General features: G+C 37.7%; 15 protein-coding genes. 14 read left to right on the forward strand and 1 reads right to left on the reverse strand.

The genetic code is table 11. The features are described from left to right. Nucleotides 1–44: 44 nt before the first annotated feature. From pfkA to V7138_RS04315, 3 genes are all read left to right on the forward strand, one after another. Nucleotides 45–1004, forward strand: coding sequence for a 6-phosphofructokinase (pfkA, locus tag V7138_RS04305; protein ID WP_335394523.1), 960 nt, complete (start codon nucleotides 45–47; stop codon nucleotides 1002–1004). Nucleotides 1005–1085: 81 nt separating this feature from the next. Then, nucleotides 1086–2846, forward strand: coding sequence for a pyruvate kinase (pyk, locus tag V7138_RS04310; protein WP_335394524.1), 1761 nt, complete (start codon nucleotides 1086–1088; stop codon nucleotides 2844–2846). Between the two features lie 103 nt (nucleotides 2847–2949). Then, entirely contained in the window at nucleotides 2950–3342 is a 393-nt protein-coding gene (locus tag V7138_RS04315; RefSeq protein WP_335394525.1) for an FxsA family protein, read from the forward strand. 452 nt (nucleotides 3343–3794) lie between these two features. Here the strand turns inward: V7138_RS04315 and ytvI are convergent, their stop codons facing one another. Further along, nucleotides 3795–4910, reverse strand: a complete 1116-nt coding sequence (ytvI, locus tag V7138_RS04320; protein ID WP_335394526.1) for a sporulation integral membrane protein YtvI — start codon at nucleotides 4908–4910, stop codon at nucleotides 3795–3797. A gap of 554 nt (nucleotides 4911–5464) precedes the next feature. Between ytvI and citZ the strand changes: the two genes are divergently transcribed. From citZ to ytaF, 11 genes are all read left to right on the forward strand, one after another. Further along, nucleotides 5465–6583: a citrate synthase gene (citZ, locus tag V7138_RS04325; protein WP_335394527.1), complete on the forward strand. Its 1119-nt coding sequence runs from the start codon at nucleotides 5465–5467 to the stop codon at nucleotides 6581–6583. 85 nt (nucleotides 6584–6668) lie between these two features. After that, nucleotides 6669–7943 (forward strand): NADP-dependent isocitrate dehydrogenase, encoded by a 1275-nt coding sequence (gene icd, locus V7138_RS04330; RefSeq protein ID WP_335394835.1) that lies wholly within the window; start codon nucleotides 6669–6671, stop codon nucleotides 7941–7943. 58 nt (nucleotides 7944–8001) lie between these two features. After that, nucleotides 8002–8943: a malate dehydrogenase gene (gene mdh / locus V7138_RS04335; protein WP_335394528.1), complete on the forward strand. Its 942-nt coding sequence runs from the start codon at nucleotides 8002–8004 to the stop codon at nucleotides 8941–8943. A gap of 89 nt (nucleotides 8944–9032) precedes the next feature. Beyond that, on the forward strand, nucleotides 9033–9509 hold the full coding sequence (locus V7138_RS04340) for a MaoC/PaaZ C-terminal domain-containing protein (RefSeq protein ID WP_335394529.1): 477 nt from the start codon (nucleotides 9033–9035) through the stop codon (nucleotides 9507–9509). A gap of 115 nt (nucleotides 9510–9624) precedes the next feature. Then, nucleotides 9625–10341: a response regulator transcription factor gene (locus V7138_RS04345; protein WP_335394530.1), complete on the forward strand. Its 717-nt coding sequence runs from the start codon at nucleotides 9625–9627 to the stop codon at nucleotides 10339–10341. Next, nucleotides 10334–11779: a two-component system histidine kinase PnpS gene (gene pnpS / locus V7138_RS04350; protein WP_335394531.1), complete on the forward strand. Its 1446-nt coding sequence runs from the start codon at nucleotides 10334–10336 to the stop codon at nucleotides 11777–11779. The genes V7138_RS04345 and pnpS overlap by 8 nt, the downstream gene beginning before the upstream one ends. A gap of 204 nt (nucleotides 11780–11983) precedes the next feature. After that, on the forward strand, nucleotides 11984–12952 hold the full coding sequence (gene hflK, locus V7138_RS04355; RefSeq protein ID WP_335394532.1) for an FtsH protease activity modulator HflK: 969 nt from the start codon (nucleotides 11984–11986) through the stop codon (nucleotides 12950–12952). Then, complete coding sequence (hflC, locus tag V7138_RS04360; RefSeq protein ID WP_335394533.1) at nucleotides 12949–13878, forward strand: protease modulator HflC; 930 nt, start codon at nucleotides 12949–12951, stop codon at nucleotides 13876–13878. The genes hflK and hflC overlap by 4 nt, the downstream gene beginning before the upstream one ends. 129 nt (nucleotides 13879–14007) lie before the next feature. Then, nucleotides 14008–16638: a DNA polymerase I gene (polA, locus tag V7138_RS04365; protein WP_335394534.1), complete on the forward strand. Its 2631-nt coding sequence runs from the start codon at nucleotides 14008–14010 to the stop codon at nucleotides 16636–16638. 30 nt (nucleotides 16639–16668) lie between these two features. Beyond that, the gene (mutM, locus tag V7138_RS04370) at nucleotides 16669–17496 is read left to right on the forward strand and encodes a DNA-formamidopyrimidine glycosylase (RefSeq protein WP_335394535.1); all 828 of its coding nucleotides are present in this window, start codon (nucleotides 16669–16671) and stop codon (nucleotides 17494–17496) included. An 89-nt stretch (nucleotides 17497–17585) separates the two neighbouring features. After that, nucleotides 17586–18221, forward strand: a complete 636-nt coding sequence (gene ytaF / locus V7138_RS04375) for a sporulation membrane protein YtaF (protein ID WP_335394536.1) — start codon at nucleotides 17586–17588, stop codon at nucleotides 18219–18221. Nucleotides 18222–18235 lie beyond the last annotated feature (14 nt).

Genomic DNA, 18235 nt, shown 5'->3' on the forward strand with positions numbered 1-18235 from the left:
ATAATATGCTAATTCACGATTATTTTTTACATAGAGGTGGAAAAATGAAAAGAATAGGTGTCTTAACAAGCGGTGGAGATTCACCAGGAATGAACGCTGCTATTCGTGCTGTTGTACGTAAAGCGATTTATCATGATGTTGAAGTATATGGAATTTATCAGGGATATGCCGGGCTTATAAGTGGACAGATTAAAAAGTTAGAAATTGGAGATGTCGGTGATATCATTCATCGTGGTGGTACAATGCTCTATACGGCAAGATGTGTGGAATTCAAGACAGAAGAAGGCCGTAAACAAGGTATTGAACAACTGAAAAAATTAGGAATCGAAGGTTTAGTTGTAATCGGTGGCGATGGTTCATACCGCGGTGCTCAAAAATTAACAGAATTAGGTTTTCCATGTGTAGGTGTACCAGGCACGATTGACAATGACATTCCTGGTACTGATTTTACTATCGGTTTTGATACTGCACTTAATACGGTAATAGATGCAATTGATAAAATTAGAGATACGGCAACTTCACATGAACGTACATATGTAATTGAAGTAATGGGTAGACATGCTGGTGATCTTGCATTATGGGCTGGATTAGCTGGTGGGGCAGAAACCATTCTAATCCCAGAAGTAGAACATGATTTAAATGAAGTTGTCGCAAAGCTTAACCGTGGCCATGAACGTGGAAAGAAACATAGCATTATTGTTGTCGCTGAAGGTGTAGGCAGCGGTGTAGAAATAGGGAAGAAAATACAAGAAGCTACAAGTTTTGAAACAAGAGTGAGTGTGCTTGGACATATTCAACGTGGTGGTTCTCCAACTGCAACAGACAGAGTATTAGCTAGTCGTCTAGGAGCTAAAGCTGTTGAGCTTTTACTAGAAGGAAAAGGTGGAAGAGCTGTCGGAATCCAACAGAACCAATTAGTCGATCACGATATTATGGAAATCTTAGATCGTAAACATACAGTTGACGAAAAAATGTATAACCTGGCGCAAGAACTATCAATTTAGTTAAGACTTCGGTATAATTCTTTGTGGAAGTGTTGGTAATCGCTCAGATTGAAAAAAGCGATTATAGAGGAGGAAAATGTAATGAGAAAAACAAAAATAGTATGCACGATAGGACCAGCAAGTGAAAGTATCGAAAAACTTGTTGCTTTAGCCAATGCTGGTATGAATGTAGCAAGATTGAATTTTTCGCATGGTGATTTTGAAGAGCATGGCGCACGTATTAAAAATATCCGCGAAGCTTCTAAAATAACTGGCAAAAATATTGCGATTTTATTAGATACAAAAGGCCCAGAAATCCGTACGAATACAATGGAAAATGGTGCAATTGAATTAAATGAAGGATCAAATATAACTATTTCGATGGAAGAAGTGGTGGGTACACCGGAGAAATTCTCAATTACATATCCGGGTCTTATTGAGGATGTACATCCAGGCTCCAGAATTCTCTTAGATGATGGACTTATCGGACTAGAAGTTGTAGAAATCAATCATCAGAAACGTGAAATTCTAACAAAAATATTAAATAGTGGAACATTGAAAAATAAAAAAGGTGTAAACGTACCAGGCGTACGTGTGAATTTACCTGGTATTACTGAAAAAGATGCAAAGGACATTATTTTCGGTATCCAACAAGATGTTGATTACATCGCAGCATCCTTCGTTCGTCGTGCTTCAGACGTTTTAGAAATCAGAGAATTACTGGAAGAAAATAATGGTAAAGCTATCCAAATTATTCCTAAAATTGAAAACCAAGAGGGTGTCGATAACATCGAGGAAATCCTAGAAGTTTCTGACGGACTCATGGTAGCCCGTGGTGACTTAGGTGTTGAAATCCCTGCTGAAGAAGTACCACTCGTTCAAAAGGATTTAATTAAGAAGTGTAATGCACTTGGTAAACCAGTAATCACAGCAACTCAAATGCTAGACTCTATGCAGCGTAACCCTAGACCTACTCGTGCAGAAGCTAGTGACGTTGCGAATGCGATTTTTGATGGTACTGATGCCATTATGTTATCTGGTGAAACAGCTGCTGGTTCATATCCAGTTGAGGCTGTACAAACAATGCATAATATTGCGTCACGTGCGGAAGACGCTTTAGTTCATCGTGAAATCTTATCTCAACGTAGTAGAATTTCCGGTATTTCAATTACAGATGCAATTGGTCAATCGGTTGCTCATACTGCACTAAACCTAGATGCTTCTGCAATTGTAACACCTACTGAAAGTGGACATACTGCAAGAATGATTTCAAAATACCGTCCAAAGGCACCGATCATTGCTGTAACTGCAAATGAATCAACAACTAGAAAGCTTTCACTTGTTTGGGGCGTATACCCACAAACAGGAAACGTGGCAAAATCGACAGATGAAATGCTTGATAATTCCGTTGATGTGGCATTAAATACTGGAATTATCAAACCTGGTGATTTAGTTGTCATTACAGCTGGAGTACCAGTTGGAGAATGTGGAACAACTAACATTATGAAGATTCATGTGGTTGGAAACACGATTGTAAATGGACAAGGAATCGGTAGAAAGTCAGCTTTTGGAAAAGTGGTAATCGCTCATAATAGTGCAGAAGCTGAAGCAAAGATGTACGATGGAGCAATCCTTGTAACACCTTCTACTGACCGTGACATGGTAAAATACGTGGAGCAAGCTTCTGCGTTAATTACGGAAGAAGGCGGTCTAACTAGCCATGCAGCTGTAGTTGGATTAAGCCTGGGAATTCCTGTGATTGTGGGAGTTGAAAAAGCAACAACACTCTTAAAAGATGGACAAGATATTACAGTTGATTCATCTCGTGGGGTTATATACGAAGGACATGCAAATGTTCTATAAAAAAAGAGAAGGGTAACCTTCTCTTTTTTTCTGTAGCACTACTTTTTTAAGAACAGGAAACGTATAATAGAGGAAAAGCCTTCATCTTTGAGGAGGATCTTATATGAGAGTTTTACTAGCATTGATAATCATTGTACCGGCATTAGAAATCAGTGTCCTTATTTTTTCGGGTAAGACACTTGGGGTTCCAATTACTTTCCTATTAATCATTCTTACAGGTGTGATTGGTGCATGGCTAGCCAAAAAACAAGGCCTAGAAGCAATAAGAAGGGCAAGACAACAGATGGATCAAGGGGTAGTACCAGGTGAAGCGATAATGGATGGAATATGTATTCTACTTGGTGCTATCTTGCTTTTCACTCCCGGCTACGTTACTGATTTGACGGGCTTTCTACTAATCTTTCCTGTAACACGAAATTTTATTAAACCGATTATTGCGAACTGGATTAGACGGAGAATGGATAGAGGACAATTCACAGTGATACGCCGTTGGTAAAGAAGGGAAAAAGCCATTGCTTACGCATGGCTTTTTCTTGCTTTAAGAAATTCTAAACATTTATCTTTGCGGATAACTCTTTTAATTGGTGTATCCATGTCCAGCTTCAGCGCCTAGCCAGTTTTCACCTCGAATATGCTTCTGCGAGTATCTTGCGAGAAGCTTCTGAACAAGCATAGCTTGTCCCTGCGAGGATTACGCAAGGAAGCCTTCCTTAGTGCTTTGAGCAGCTCGAGGTCATAAGCCAATCTGTCAAGAAGGATAAAGTACATCCTTCTCGCCAGCTTTTCTTATGCTTGTCGGACTTGCACAGGAAAAGGAATGCTTCGGAAGCATAATCATCGCACGAAGAAAATGCAATGCATTTTCGAGGAAGTGCTGACATCGACGTTTGCCACAGGACGTGGCAGTTTTTAGTCGATGTTCGTATCAAGGCGCTTACGCTTTTGGTCTTACGTTTCTTTTCCGATAATAAAATACCATAAATCTTGAAATACCCCTGTTGAATATAATGTTTTTATGATGACTAAGATTACAGGTCCGATTATTAATCCGATGAAACCAAATAATTGAAACCCAACAAAAAGCGATATCAAGGTTGCCAAAGGATCAAGTCCAATGCTTGACGAGATGACTTTGGGCTCCATAACCTGCCTCTGGACGATGACCACAATATATAAAATACCTAGGCCGATTGCTAGTGGAATATTCCCGCTAAATGCGGAGTATATAATCCACGGAACAAATACGAGACCTGTTCCTAAATACGGAAGAAGATCAACAAGCCCAATTAACAACGCAATTGTAATTGCATAATCAACTCTTAAAATGAGTAAACCAATTAATACGATTCCTGCAGTAATTGAAATAAGAGTTGCTTGTGCTTTAATAAATCCAAACAACGCTTTCTTTAATTCTACAAACACAGATTTTCCACTCGTTCTGGCCTTTACAGGGATAAACTTCCGCCCCATAATGATGAATTTATTCCAATCCTTGCTAATGAAAAATGTTGCTAGTAGTGAAAATACAATAACAGTTGCTGCATTCGGCAACCAGCCTAGAAATTTAGGGATGTTTTCTAAGAACGCTTTTACAAACTCCCCAACATTCGTTGCAATGGTTGTACCAACATTGCTGATATTATCCATAATGGTTTGTTGCTGGCCTTGATCTAAGTTATCGAACATACTCGTTAATCTTTCATATAGAGGAATTATTTGACCCACTATTAAATCTTCAAAGTAAACCACTAGTTTTTCAAAATGCTGCGGAACCTCTTTTGCCAAATAATTTGCTCCTGAAATAATTTCTGCAATTAATAAGGTAAGGAGCCCCGTGACAACCCCAAACACAATGAATATCCCTATAAATACAGATAATCCTCTAGGCATTCTTCCTTTACGTTCGAAAAAATTGACTAGCGGGTTAATGAGAAACGCAATTAATAAAGCAAAAATAAACGGATAGGTAAGTTTAAATAAAAAATAAAATAATACGATGCCAATTACTACCAATGCAAAAACTAACAGAAATCGAAGAAAACCGTATACATAGTTAATGTTCAACCTTTTTCCTCCCTAGCTAATCTTTATCTATTATTTTACAATCCCTAAGAAGACTTTAAAAGTAAATACGAAGAAATGAATAATAAAGTTTCCAATTATGGAGAAAAAATGATAAATATGATATTATACGTAAGAGTGAGTGAAAAAATTTCGTGAACAAACTGCAAAATACCCCATAAATAGTAAAATCTATTTTAGATGATTGTTTTAGTGTTCGGCTCTGTTCATAAGTAAACCTAGTGAAAATATTTTTGTGTAATAATAGTTTGTTAAGGAAATTAGTCTCTTTTGATTCACAAAAGTCTGATTTTTTATTATAATAGAGTCGAGGGTAACAACATTTCTACATATCACTTGCTAATTCGTTGAAATGTCACAATATTATTTTGATATTTGTGGCTTAGAGTGATTTCCTCAAAAATGAAAGCATTTACTTCACGAAATGAAGGGTAATTAACGCATACTCGATACTGTGCAAATTTGTTTTATTTTTGAGCATGCGCTCATTTTACCTCTTAAGGGGGTAGGGGAATATAAAAAAAGGAGAGGGTCTTATGACAGCAACAAAGGGTCTTGAAGGAATTGTAGCAACAACATCTTCAGTCAGTTCAATTATTGATGACACACTGACGTATGCAGGATTCGATATCGATGATTTAGCTGAGAATGCTAGTTTTGAAGAGGTTGTCTACCTATTATGGCACCGCAAACTTCCAACTAATGAGGAGTTAGCTGAACTAAAGCAGCAACTTGCTGATAATGCGAGTCTACCTCAAGAAGTATTAACTCATTTCAAAACATATCCTATCGATAAGGTACATCCTATGGCAGCGCTTCGTTCAGCAGTATCACTATTAGGACTGTATGATGAAGAAGCAGACGTAATGGATCCAGAAGCAAACTATCGTAAGGCGATTCGCCTGCAAGCTAAATTACCTACAATTGTTACCGCTTTTTCTCGTGTACGTAAAGGATTAGAGCCAGTTGCGCCTCGCACTGACCTTAGCTTTGCAGCGAACTTTTTATATATGCTTAGCGGCCAAGAGCCAAGTGAAATTGCAGAAGAAGCATTTAATAAAGCGTTAGTTCTTCATGCTGATCACGAACTTAATGCATCGACTTTCACAGCTCGTGTTTGTGTAGCAACTCTTTCTGATATTTATTCGGGTGTTACCGCTGCGATTGGAGCACTAAAAGGTCCGCTACACGGTGGTGCAAATGAAGCAGTTATGAAAATGCTTACCGAAATCGAAGAAGTTGATAACGTTGAAAATTATATTAAAACAAAATTAGCAAACAAAGAAAAAATCATGGGATTTGGACACAGAGTATACCGTAAAGGTGACCCACGTGCTAAACACTTGAAAGCGATGTCTCAAAAACTAACTTCTATTACAGGTGAACCAAAATGGTATGACATGTCAACGAAAATTGAAGAAGTTGTTACAAGTGAGAAACCGTTACCACCAAATGTTGACTTCTACTCAGCATCTGTATACCATAGCTTAGGTATTGATCATGATTTATTTACTCCTATCTTTGCAGTTAGCCGTGTTTCTGGTTGGTTAGCTCATATTCTAGAACAATATGATAACAACCGCTTAATCCGTCCACGTGCCGAATATACTGGACCAGGAATGCAACAGTACGTTCCGATCAACCAAAGAGGTTAATAAATCAATACAATATATAGTAAAATGGAGAAGTGTCTCATGAGGAAATTCTCCCTGAGATACTTCTTAAGAATTTTAGGAGGTAATACTAGTGGCAGGAGAAAAAATTACAGTATCAAATGGCGTGTTAAACGTACCAAACAATCCAATTATTCCTTTTATTGAAGGTGATGGAACTGGTCCAGATATTTGGGCAGCAGCGTCACGTGTATTAGAAGCAGCTGTTGAAAAAGCATACAACGGCGAAAAGTCCATCGTTTGGAAAGAAGTACTAGCAGGGGAAAAAGCTTTCAATCAAACTGGCGAATGGTTACCAGCAGAAACATTAGATCTTATTCGCGAGTACATAATTGCTATTAAAGGACCTCTTACTACGCCAGTTGGTGGCGGTATCCGTTCATTAAACGTTGCATTACGTCAAGAACTAGATTTATTTACTTGTCTTCGTCCGGTACGTTATTTCACAGGTGTACCTTCACCAGTTAAGCGTCCAGAAGATACAGATATGGTTATTTTCCGTGAAAACACAGAAGATATCTATGCGGGTATCGAATATGCAAAAGGTTCAGAAGAAGTTGAGAAGCTTATTAACTTCCTTCAAACTGAACTAGGTGTTAACAAAATCCGCTTCCCAGAAACTTCTGGAATTGGTATCAAGCCAGTATCTGAAGAAGGAACAAAGCGTCTTGTACGTGCTGCTATTAACTATGCAATTGAACAAGGACGTAAGTCTGTAACTCTAGTTCACAAAGGTAACATCATGAAGTTTACTGAAGGAGCTTTCAAAAACTGGGGCTACGAGCTTGCTGAACAAGAATTTGGCGATAAAGTATTCACTTGGGCTCAATATGACCGTATCGTTGAAGAAGAAGGTAAAGATGCAGCTAATAAAGCTCAAGCAGATGCTGAAGCTGAAGGCAAGATTATTGTAAAGGATTCAATTGCTGATATCTTCTTACAACAAATCCTAACACGTCCTCGTGAATTTGATGTTGTAGCTACAATGAACTTAAACGGTGATTACATTTCTGATGCGTTAGCTGCACAAGTTGGTGGAATTGGAATTGCGCCGGGAGCTAATATTAACTATGAAACTGGACATGCAATTTTCGAAGCTACACACGGAACTGCACCTAAATATGCTGGTTTAGACAAAGTCAACCCATCCTCTGTTCTATTATCAGGTGTATTAATGCTTGAACACCTTGGTTGGAATGAAGCTGCAACTCTAATCATGAATTCAATGGAAAAAACGATTGAATCTAAAGTTGTAACTTACGACTTCGCACGTCTAATGGAAGGTGCAACAGAAGTAAAATGTTCAGAGTTTGCTAACGAATTAATCAAAAACTTAGGCTAATCATAAATATAAGTAACTACCCTTCTAGGGTAGTTACTTGCATATGGGAGGATATAGAATGAGTCAATTTAAACGGAAAAAAATCTCTGTAATTGGTAGTGGATTTACTGGTGCTACAACAGCTTTTCTACTTGCTCAAAAAGAATTAGGAGACGTCGTTTTAGTTGATATTCCACAAATGGAGAGCCCTACAAAAGGAAAGGCTTTAGACATGCTAGAAGCAAGTCCTGTTCAAGGGTTTGATGCAAATATTACCGGTACAGCTAATTATGAGGATACCGCTGAATCCGACATCGTTGTTATTACTGCTGGCATTGCACGTAAACCAGGGATGAGTCGTGATGATCTTGTTCAAACCAACCAAAAAATAATGAAAAGTGTTGCCCAGGAAATTGTCAAACACTCTCCAAATAGCTATATCATTGTTTTAACAAATCCAGTTGACGCTATGACATATACTGTGTTCAAGGAATCTGGTTTCCCAAAAAACCGTGTCATTGGCCAATCAGGCGTACTTGACACTGCTCGATTCCGTACATTTATTGCCCAGGAACTAAATTTATCGGTAAAAGATATTACTGGATTTGTTCTAGGGGGTCATGGTGATGACATGGTGCCACTAGTTCGTTACTCCTATGCAGGAGGCATTCCACTCGAAACTTTAATTCCAAAACATCGCTTAGACGCAATAGTAGAACGTACACGTAAGGGTGGCGGTGAAATTGTCAACCTGTTGGGGAATGGCAGTGCATACTATGCTCCAGCAGCTTCTCTAGTAGAAATGGTTGAAGCTATCATTAAAGACCAACGCCGTGTCTTACCTGCTATTGCATATTTAGAAGGTGAATATGGCTTTACTGGAATTTATCTAGGAGTACCAACCATCCTAGGTGCAAATGGTATTGAAAAAATCATTGAGCTTGAACTTACAGAACAAGAAAAAGCAGAGCTCGCAAAATCCGCGGATTCCGTAAAAAACGTCATGAATATCCTTGCCTAATCATAAACTAAAAAGATTCGGGGTCTCCCCGGATTTTTTATACATAATCTTGTAATCGTTTTCAATTTCACGGAGGTGTGACCTTTTTCATGTTATTAGGGAAAAAGCGTAAACTAGGCAGAATGATTGAAGAAATGACAGTTGGTGAAAAATTAACATTAACTGAGAAAATTGAGGATAAAGATTTACTATTATATTTAGGTTTGACAAATGATGCAAATCCACTGTATATCCAACATGATTATGCATCTCAGACCCCATTTAAAAAGCCAATTGTTCCAACCGTTATGCTAACAGGTATTATATCAGCCGCTGTATCAAAATATCTACCTGGCCCTGGCAGTCATATTCTTAAGCAGGAAATTGAATTTTTGCTGCCTTTGTATCACTACGACACCGTTCAATTTCTATTTGAGGTCACAAAAGTTAATTTTCATGATCATACTGTTGAAATTTCAGTTACCGCATTCGATGAAGGTGAATCAAGGGCAATTGAAGGCAAATTACTCGTTTGTCCTCCACATCGGATCACGCCACTGGAAGGGAAAATACTGGAGAATTTTTAGAGAGCTTAGCCTCTCTTTTTTTTATTTTCATGGCAAGTCCAGAAATGTTATTCTATAATGATTTTAGATAGAGAGAAAATTGATGGGGTTTATCATATTTTGATGGAGGAAGACAATGAACAAAAAAGTATTGGTTGTGGAGGATGAACGGTCGATTATTACATTACTTCAGTATAACCTTCAACAGGCAGGCTACGAGGTTATTACTGCTATGGACGGAGAAGAAGGCTTAGAGAAAGCCCTAGCAGAAAGACCGCAAATTATCGTTCTTGACTTAATGCTGCCAAAACTGGATGGGATCGAAGTATGCAAGCAGCTTCGTCAAAATAAAGTAGATATACCAATCCTAATGTTAACTGCTAAGGACGATGAATTTGATAAGGTTTTAGGTTTAGAACTTGGGGCTGATGATTATATGACAAAACCATTTAGTCCTAGAGAAGTAGTGGCTCGTGTGAAGGCCATTCTTAGAAGAACAAGTATGAAAGAAGTCAACTCAGAAGACACTGCAACTACTACGCAAATTGCGATTGGATCCCTTCGAATTTTACCTGATAATTTCGAGGCGTATATTCACGAGGAAGCTCTTGATCTCACACCAAAAGAATTCGAACTTCTTGCTTATTTAGCAAAAAATAAAGGAAGAGTTCTAAGTCGGGACCAGCTTTTAAGTGCAGTCTGGAATTATGATTTTGCTGGTGATACAAGAATTGTCGATGTTCATATCAGCCATTTAAGAGAAAAAATTGAGAAAGACTCGAAAAAACCAAGTATGATAAAAACGGTAAGGGGATTAGGCTATAAGCTTGAGGAGCCAAAACTCAATGAATAAATTTCACTCGAGACTTCTATTTGCAATTATTTTTTTAATTATCATCGTTTTTCTTTGTATGGGTTTTGTGTTGGGGCAATTCATTAGTAGTCTTATCACGAATAGCGCGATACATGGAACATCTGTTGAAAGAACAGTCCAGGAGGTTTGGATGGCTCTCATCATTTGTCTTGGTATCGCATTAGTTATCATTCTTTCGCTGATTGTAAGAATCACGACCACCTATACAAAACCAATTGATGCTGCAACCAAAGCAGTTAAAGAACTTGCAAAGGGAGATTATCGAGCAAGAACCTATGAAGATCATATAAGTGCTTCTGGTATATTGGGACAATCCATTAATATTGTGGCAAGAAATATTGAAGAAATGACGAAGTCCTATGAAATGCAACATGACCGGTTACATACCTTGATTGAAAATATGGGAAGCGGATTATTGTTTATTGATAGCAAAGGTTATATTAATATTTTCAATCGGTCAATCAATGACATATTCAAAATGGACCAAGACAATCTAATGGGGAAACTCTATTATGAGGCCTTTACCTACAAAGAAATTGTAAACTTGGTAGAAGAAATTTTTATGACCGAGCGAAACATACGAAGACAAATCCACTTGATGATTGGTAACGAACAAAAGGATTTTGAAGTATATGCTTCACCAATATTAGGAGCAAATGTGGAATGGAAGGGTGTTGTTCTTGTCTTTCATGATATTTCAGATTTGAAAAGGCTTGAACAAATGCGTAAGGACTTTGTTGCAAATGTTTCCCATGAACTTCGAACACCAATTACTTCTATTAAAGGGTTTGCCGAGACATTATTAGATGGTGCAATGAATGATAGAGAAGTCTTAGAAGAATTTTTAACAATTATTCTAAATGAGAGTCATCGACTTCAAGTTCTCATTCAAGATTTATTGGATTTATCAAAGATGGAGAATAAGGGTTTTTCGCTTAACCTTTCACGCGTTAATGTGAAAGAACTGTTAGAAAATAGTTTACGAATGCTTAAATCAAAAGCCGAGGAAAAGGACATTCAGCTCGAGCTTACTGTAGATGAGGAAAAAACGGTAATAGATGGTGATGTAGACAGACTGAAGCAAGTCTTTATCAATGTGATAAATAATAGTTTGTCGTATTCTCCGAATAAAGCCAAGGTTGCTGTAAAAGCAAAAAACCTGGGAGAATATGTTGAAATTCAAATTATTGATACTGGGATTGGCATTGAAGAAAACGAGCTCTCCCGAATCTTTGAAAGATTTTATCGTGTGGATAAAGCTAGAAGCAGAAATTCTGGGGGCACTGGTTTAGGGCTTGCCATTGTAAAGCATATTATCGAGGCACATGAAGGGGTTGTAAAAGTAAACAGTAAGGTTGGGGAAGGGACTACATTTATGATTCGTTTAAAAAAGAAATTAACATCCGCTAATCATTAAAGTGTCCTAATTTACAAAATGTTTACAAAGGAATCATATTGTCTTAATATCTGAACCTTATGATGTTAATGAGAACCCCTTCATTTTAGAAGGCCAAACTTTGTGACAAGGACGTAATATCCTTGTCTTTTTTTTAATGAATCTGAAACCTTTTTAGGATATATTCGTATACAACATTGTAGATATAATTTGAGGGGGGAAAGCATGGTTAGTTTGAAACGAATTTATACAATCATTGGACTAAGTGTGCTTGTGCTGATTTTAGGTGTGGTTGGTTTCACATCCTGGTATACAGTTGATGAATCAGAGCAAGCAATTATTTTAACTTTTGGGAAAGCAGATGAAGGAATTACAGAGCCTGGCCTTCACTTCAAAATGCCATGGCCAATCCAAGATGTAGAGACGCTGCCAAAAACAACGTATAGTTTGCAGTTTGGATATAACCAAAAAGATGGTGAGATCACCGATGTCCCTAAGGATACAAAAATGATAACTGGTGACGAAAATATTGTTCTCGCTGACATGGTTGTTCAATGGCAAATTACCGATCCATCTAAATTCCTTTTTAATTCAGAGGATCCAGAGCAAATTTTATATAATGCGACTTCTGCATCGTTAAGAAGTATTATTGGTAGTTCTAAAATTGATGATGCTTTAACATCTGGTAAGGCTGAAATTGAAGCCGAGGTAAGAGATTTATTAACTGACCTTTTAAAGAAATATGATGTTGGAGTTTCGGTAACAGCTGTTAAATTGCAGGATGTTGAATTGCCGAATGATGAGGTTCGAAAGGCATTTACGAATGTAACAGATGCCCGTGAAACAAGGAATACAAAAGTAAACGAAGCTACCAAATACCGTAACCAAAAATTGAATGAGGCAAAAGGGGAGGAAAAAGCCCTTATTTCTCGTGCTACCGGGGATAAAGCAGCTCGTATTGAAATTGCTCGTGGGGATGTCGCAACATTTAACGCATTATACAATGAATATGTTAAAAACCCTGAGATTACAAGAAAACGTCTCGTTCTAGAAACATTAGATGAAGTATTACCAAATACAGAGATTTATATTATGAAGGATGACGGCAATACCATGAAATACTTGCCTATTCGTCCTGCTGGAAGTCAAGCGCAGGTTCCTCCTGTAGAAACAGAAGGGAGTGGTAACCAATGAGTGAAAACGTTGTTGATTTAAATGAAAAAAAAGCTTCAAATAAATTTGGTAAATACACAAAGGGTGGTATTTCAATCCTTGTCGTTTTGATTCTAATTGGAATTGTTTTGGTGAATTTATTTATTGTTAGAGAAGGTGAATACAAAGTAGTTCGTCAATTCGGTGAAGTAGTTCGAATTATTGAGAAGCCTGGTCTTTCTTATAAAATTCCATTCATTCAGTCTGTTGAAACATTACCAAAATATCAAATGATTTATGATGTGGAAGAGGCAGAAATAAACACGAAAGACAAAAAGCGAATGATGATTGATAATTATGCGATTTGGCGTATTGAAGACCCTAAACAAATGATTTCCACAACGAGAACAGTCGTAAATGCGGAAGCAAAGCTTGATGAATTTGTCTATTCTGCCATTCGAACTGAGCTTGGCCAATTGAATTATGATGAAATTATTAACGATGAGAAATCTGAGCGTGGTAGTCTAAATGATCGTATAACAGATATCGTAAATAAAAACCTTGAGGAAGACAAATATGGAATCGTTGTAACTGATATTCGTATGAAGCGTACGGATTTACCAGCTGAAAACGAACAATCGGTGTATACAAGAATGATTTCCGAACGTGAGTCAACCGCACAAAACTATCTGTCAGAGGGAGATGCTAAGAAAAACGAAATCGAAGCTGAAACTGACAGAGAAGTAAAAGAAATTATTGCGAAAGCACAAGCAGAAGCGGAGATTATTCGAAGTCAAGGGGAAGGAGAAGCTGCTCGTGTATATAATGAAGCCTTCTCAAAGGACCCAGAGTTTTACAATTTGTTCCGTACGTTAGAATCCTATAAAACTACAATTGATGGAGAAACAGTTATCATATTACCAGCTGACTCTCCGTACGCTAGATTGTTAATGGGATACACTGACTAATAAATCTTCATAAGTAGCCGTTATTTTTCATTCTGTTCATGACATGCTAAAATGAACAGTAGGAAGAGACGGCTATTTTATATGTTTTAATAGGTTGGTCCAAGTTGTCATAGAAAGGAAGGATTTTTCTTGGATAAAAAAATTGTATTAGTCGATGGAAATAGTATTGCGTATCGAGCATTTTTTGCTTTACCGCTGTTAAATAATGATAAGGGTGTACATACGAATGCCATTTATGGCTTTACGATGATTCTGAACCGAATTCTTGAACAGGAAAAACCATCACATATATTAGTAGCCTTCGATGCAGGGAAAACAACATTTAGACATAGTACTTTTAGTGAATATAAAGGAGGTCGGCAAAAAACACCTCCTGAGCTTTCAGAGCAATTTCCGTTTTTGCGAGAGCTCCTTGATGCTTACAAGATTGCCAGATATGAATTAGAAAACTATGAAGCCGATGATATTATTGGAACAATCTCACTTCAGGCTGAAAAAGAAGGCTTTGAGGTTAAGGTTATTTCAGGGGATAAAGACTTAACACAGCTTGCTTCAAACCATGTCACTGTTGATATAACGAAAAAAGGGATTACAGATGTTGATTCGTACACACCGGATTTCATCAAAGAGAAATATGGAATTACACCCGAACGCATTATTGATATGAAAGGACTTATGGGAGATAGCTCTGATAATATTCCAGGTGTTCCAGGCGTAGGTGAAAAAACAGCACTAAAGCTACTGCATGAGTTCCATACATTGGAAGGACTTTTAGATTCAATTGATAAAGTAAGCGGGAAGAAGCTTAAAGAAAAATTAGAAGAAAATAAAGACCAAGCAATTATGAGTAAGAAGCTTGCTACTATCTATCGTGAGGCCCCAATCGAGATCAGTATTTCTGAGCTTGAGTATAACGGCTATGATGGCGATGAAGTAATAAAGCTTTTCAAAGAGCTTGGATTTAACTCGCTACTCGATAAAGTAGAGACAAGTGAAAAAACAGAAGACAAGCCCTTAGAAGAGGTTTCATTTAAGAGCGTGGATGAAGTTACAGGTGACATGTTAACAGATGAGTCTTCTTTAATTGTGGAAGTGCTCGATGAAAGCTACCATAGAGCAGACATCCAAGGAATTGCGATTTCAAACAAAAATGGGAATTATTATATTCCAACAAAGGTCGCACTTGAATCCGAAGGTTTTAAGGAATGGGCAAAAGACATAGAAAAAAAGAAAACGGTATTTGATGCAAAGAAATCAATTGTGGCATTGAGATGGAAAGGAATCGATTTACAAGGAATCGATTTTGATTGTTTAATTGCCTCCTACATTTTAAATCCTTCTGATTCGACAGAGGATATTGCAGCAATAGCGAAATTAAAGGGAATAACAGACGTGCAAAATGATGAAGTTGTTTACGGAAAAGGTGCGAAGCAAAGCATACCTGGTGAAGAGGTTCTTTCTGAACATCTAGTGAGAAAAGCGGTTGTTCTCAATAAACTAAAAGATACTTTCCAACAAGAACTTCAGGAAAATGAACAATCTGAGCTTTTCACGGAGTTAGAAATGCCGTTATCGCTCATATTAGCTGATATGGAAGCAACAGGTGTTAAGGTTGATGTTGAACGACTAAAAGCGATGGGAGAAGAATTAAAGCAACATCTTCAAGAGCTTGAACAAAAGATATATGAGCTGGCTGGAGAGGAATTTAATATTAACTCACCAAAGCAGCTCGGTGTCATTCTTTTTGAGAAACTTCAACTCACCGTGTACAAGAAAACAAAAACAGGGTATTCAACTTCTGCTGATATTCTTGAAAAGCTGGCTAAAGAGCATGAGATTATTGATTATATTTTGCATTATCGACAAGTTGGAAAGCTTCAATCTACTTATATTGAAGGGCTATTAAAGGTTGTACATGAAGATACATGCAAGGTTCATACTCGATTCCAACAAGCTTTAACCCAAACTGGAAGACTCAGTTCAACAGATCCAAACCTACAAAACATCCCAATTCGTTTGGAGGAAGGACGAAAAATAAGACAAGCTTTTGTTCCTTCGAAAAAGGATTGGTTAATGTTTGCAGCTGACTATTCTCAGATTGAACTAAGGGTGCTCGCACATATTGCAAATGACGAAAATCTAATCCACGCCTTTACGAATGATTTGGATATCCACACAAAGACTGCAATGGATGTATTTCATGTAAAGGAGGATGAGGTTACATCCAATATGCGGCGTCAGGCAAAAGCTGTTAACTTTGGAATCGTGTACGGAATAAGTGATTTTGGATTGTCACAAAACCTTGGCATAACAAGAAAAGAAGCGGGACATTTTATTGAGCGCTATTTTACAAGCTTCCCAGGTGTGAAGGAATATATGGAGGATATCGTTGAGGATGTCAGACAAAAGGGGTATGTATCGACCCTTCTTCACAGAAGACGATATATTCCTGAAATAACAGCTCGTAATTTTAATGTTCGCAGCTTTGCAGAAAGAACCGCGATGAATACTCCGATTCAAGGGAGTGCCGCTGATATCATCAAAAAAGCAATGATTGATATGGTTGCCAGATTAAAAGAAGAAAAGCTTAAAGCAAAGTTGCTTTTACAGGTGCATGACGAATTAATTTTTGAAGCACCTGAAGAAGAAATTGAAGTATTGAAAAAGATTGTCCCAGAAGTGATGGAAAATGCAATTTCTTTAAAAGTACCATTAAAGGTCGATTATGCGTACGGAAAGACCTGGTATGATGCGAAATAATATCTATTGTAAAAACTAGGAAGTGATTAAATGCCTGAGCTGCCAGAGGTCGAAACCGTTAGACGCACATTAACTCAGCTTGTTAATGGAAAGACAATCAATCATGTGACGGTACTATGGCCAAAAATCATCAAAAAACCAGAAGAGCCTGAACAATTTTGTGACGCTCTTCGTGATCAAACCATTCATGATGTAGAGCGAAGAGGTAAATTTTTAAAGTTTATATTGGATGATTATGTGATGGTGTCTCATTTACGCATGGAAGGTAGATATGGCCTTTATGATAAAGACGAACCATATGATAAACATACCCATGTTTTATTTACTTTTACAGATGGAACTGAGCTTCGCTATCGAGATGTTCGGAAATTTGGAACGATGCATTTATTTAGTAAAGGGGAAGAAGAGGGGAGCCTTCCTTTATCCCAATTAGGTCCTGAACCCTTTTCACAAGAATTTACACTGAATTATTTAGAAGAAAAGCTATCAAAGACGAGTCGAAAAGTAAAAGTTGCTCTTCTCGATCAAACAAAAGTTGTCGGACTTGGGAATATTTATGTGGATGAAGCATTGTTTAGGGCTGGGATTTATCCAGAACGTGAAGCAAATTCACTGACTAAAAAGGAAATGAAGAAACTCCACCATGAAATCATTCAAACATTGAATGAGGCTGTTGAAAAAGGTGGAAGTACAATTCGCTCTTATGTTAACACACAAGGTGAAATCGGCATGTTCCAATTACAGCTCTACGTTTACGGTCAAAACGGAAAAGCATGCCAAAAGTGTGGAACAGAAATAGAAAAAACCGTCGTCGGCGGAAGGGGCACCCATTACTGCCCAAAATGCCAAAAGAGATAATAGCAAGGCGCTTGCGCTTTTCAATTTTCACATGAAATGGGCTCTCTCCATATACTATTTTAGCAATAGATAGGAAGGAGCTCTATGAGATGTCCCAGTTCGCGTCACTCGTTTTATTAGCATTTGCAGTTAGTTTGGATAGTTTTAGTGTTGGTTTCACATATGGTATAAGGAAAATGAAATTACCATTCAAATCCATTATAACGATAGCATGCTGTTCTGCGGTAACGATGGCAGCTGCTATGGGGGTAGGTAAATCGATTGCAATATTTGTATCTCCTGCAACTGCCGACCGTCTTGGCGGAATCGTACTCGTATTAATTGGTGCCTGGGTATTGTTTCAGTTTTTTCGTCCAGCATCCCAAGCTTCCGATCTGAACGAAGAAAAACTCTTAGTGAAGGTAGAAATAAAGTCACTTGGACTTGTTATAAATATTTTGAAGAAGCCTATGGCTGCAGACTTTGATAAATCAGGTACGATTACAGGGCTTGAAGCATTTTTATTAGGCCTTGCCCTTTCGCTGGATGCTTTTGGTGCAGGAATTGGTGCTGCTTTACTAGGATTTTCGCCATGGGTAATGGCTTTATTGGTTGCTTTCATGAGCTCACTTTTTGTTTATACAGGTATCAGAAGTGGTTCTGTTTTTTCCAAGAAAAGATGGATCCAGAAGTTTTCATTTTTACCTGGAATCTTACTGATTTTAATTGGATTATGGAAATTTTAAAAAACACAGCAGGG

Source organism: Bacillus sp. JJ1533, assembly GCF_036965045.1.
Classification (GTDB): Bacteria; Bacillota; Bacilli; order Bacillales; family Bacillaceae_L; genus Ferdinandcohnia.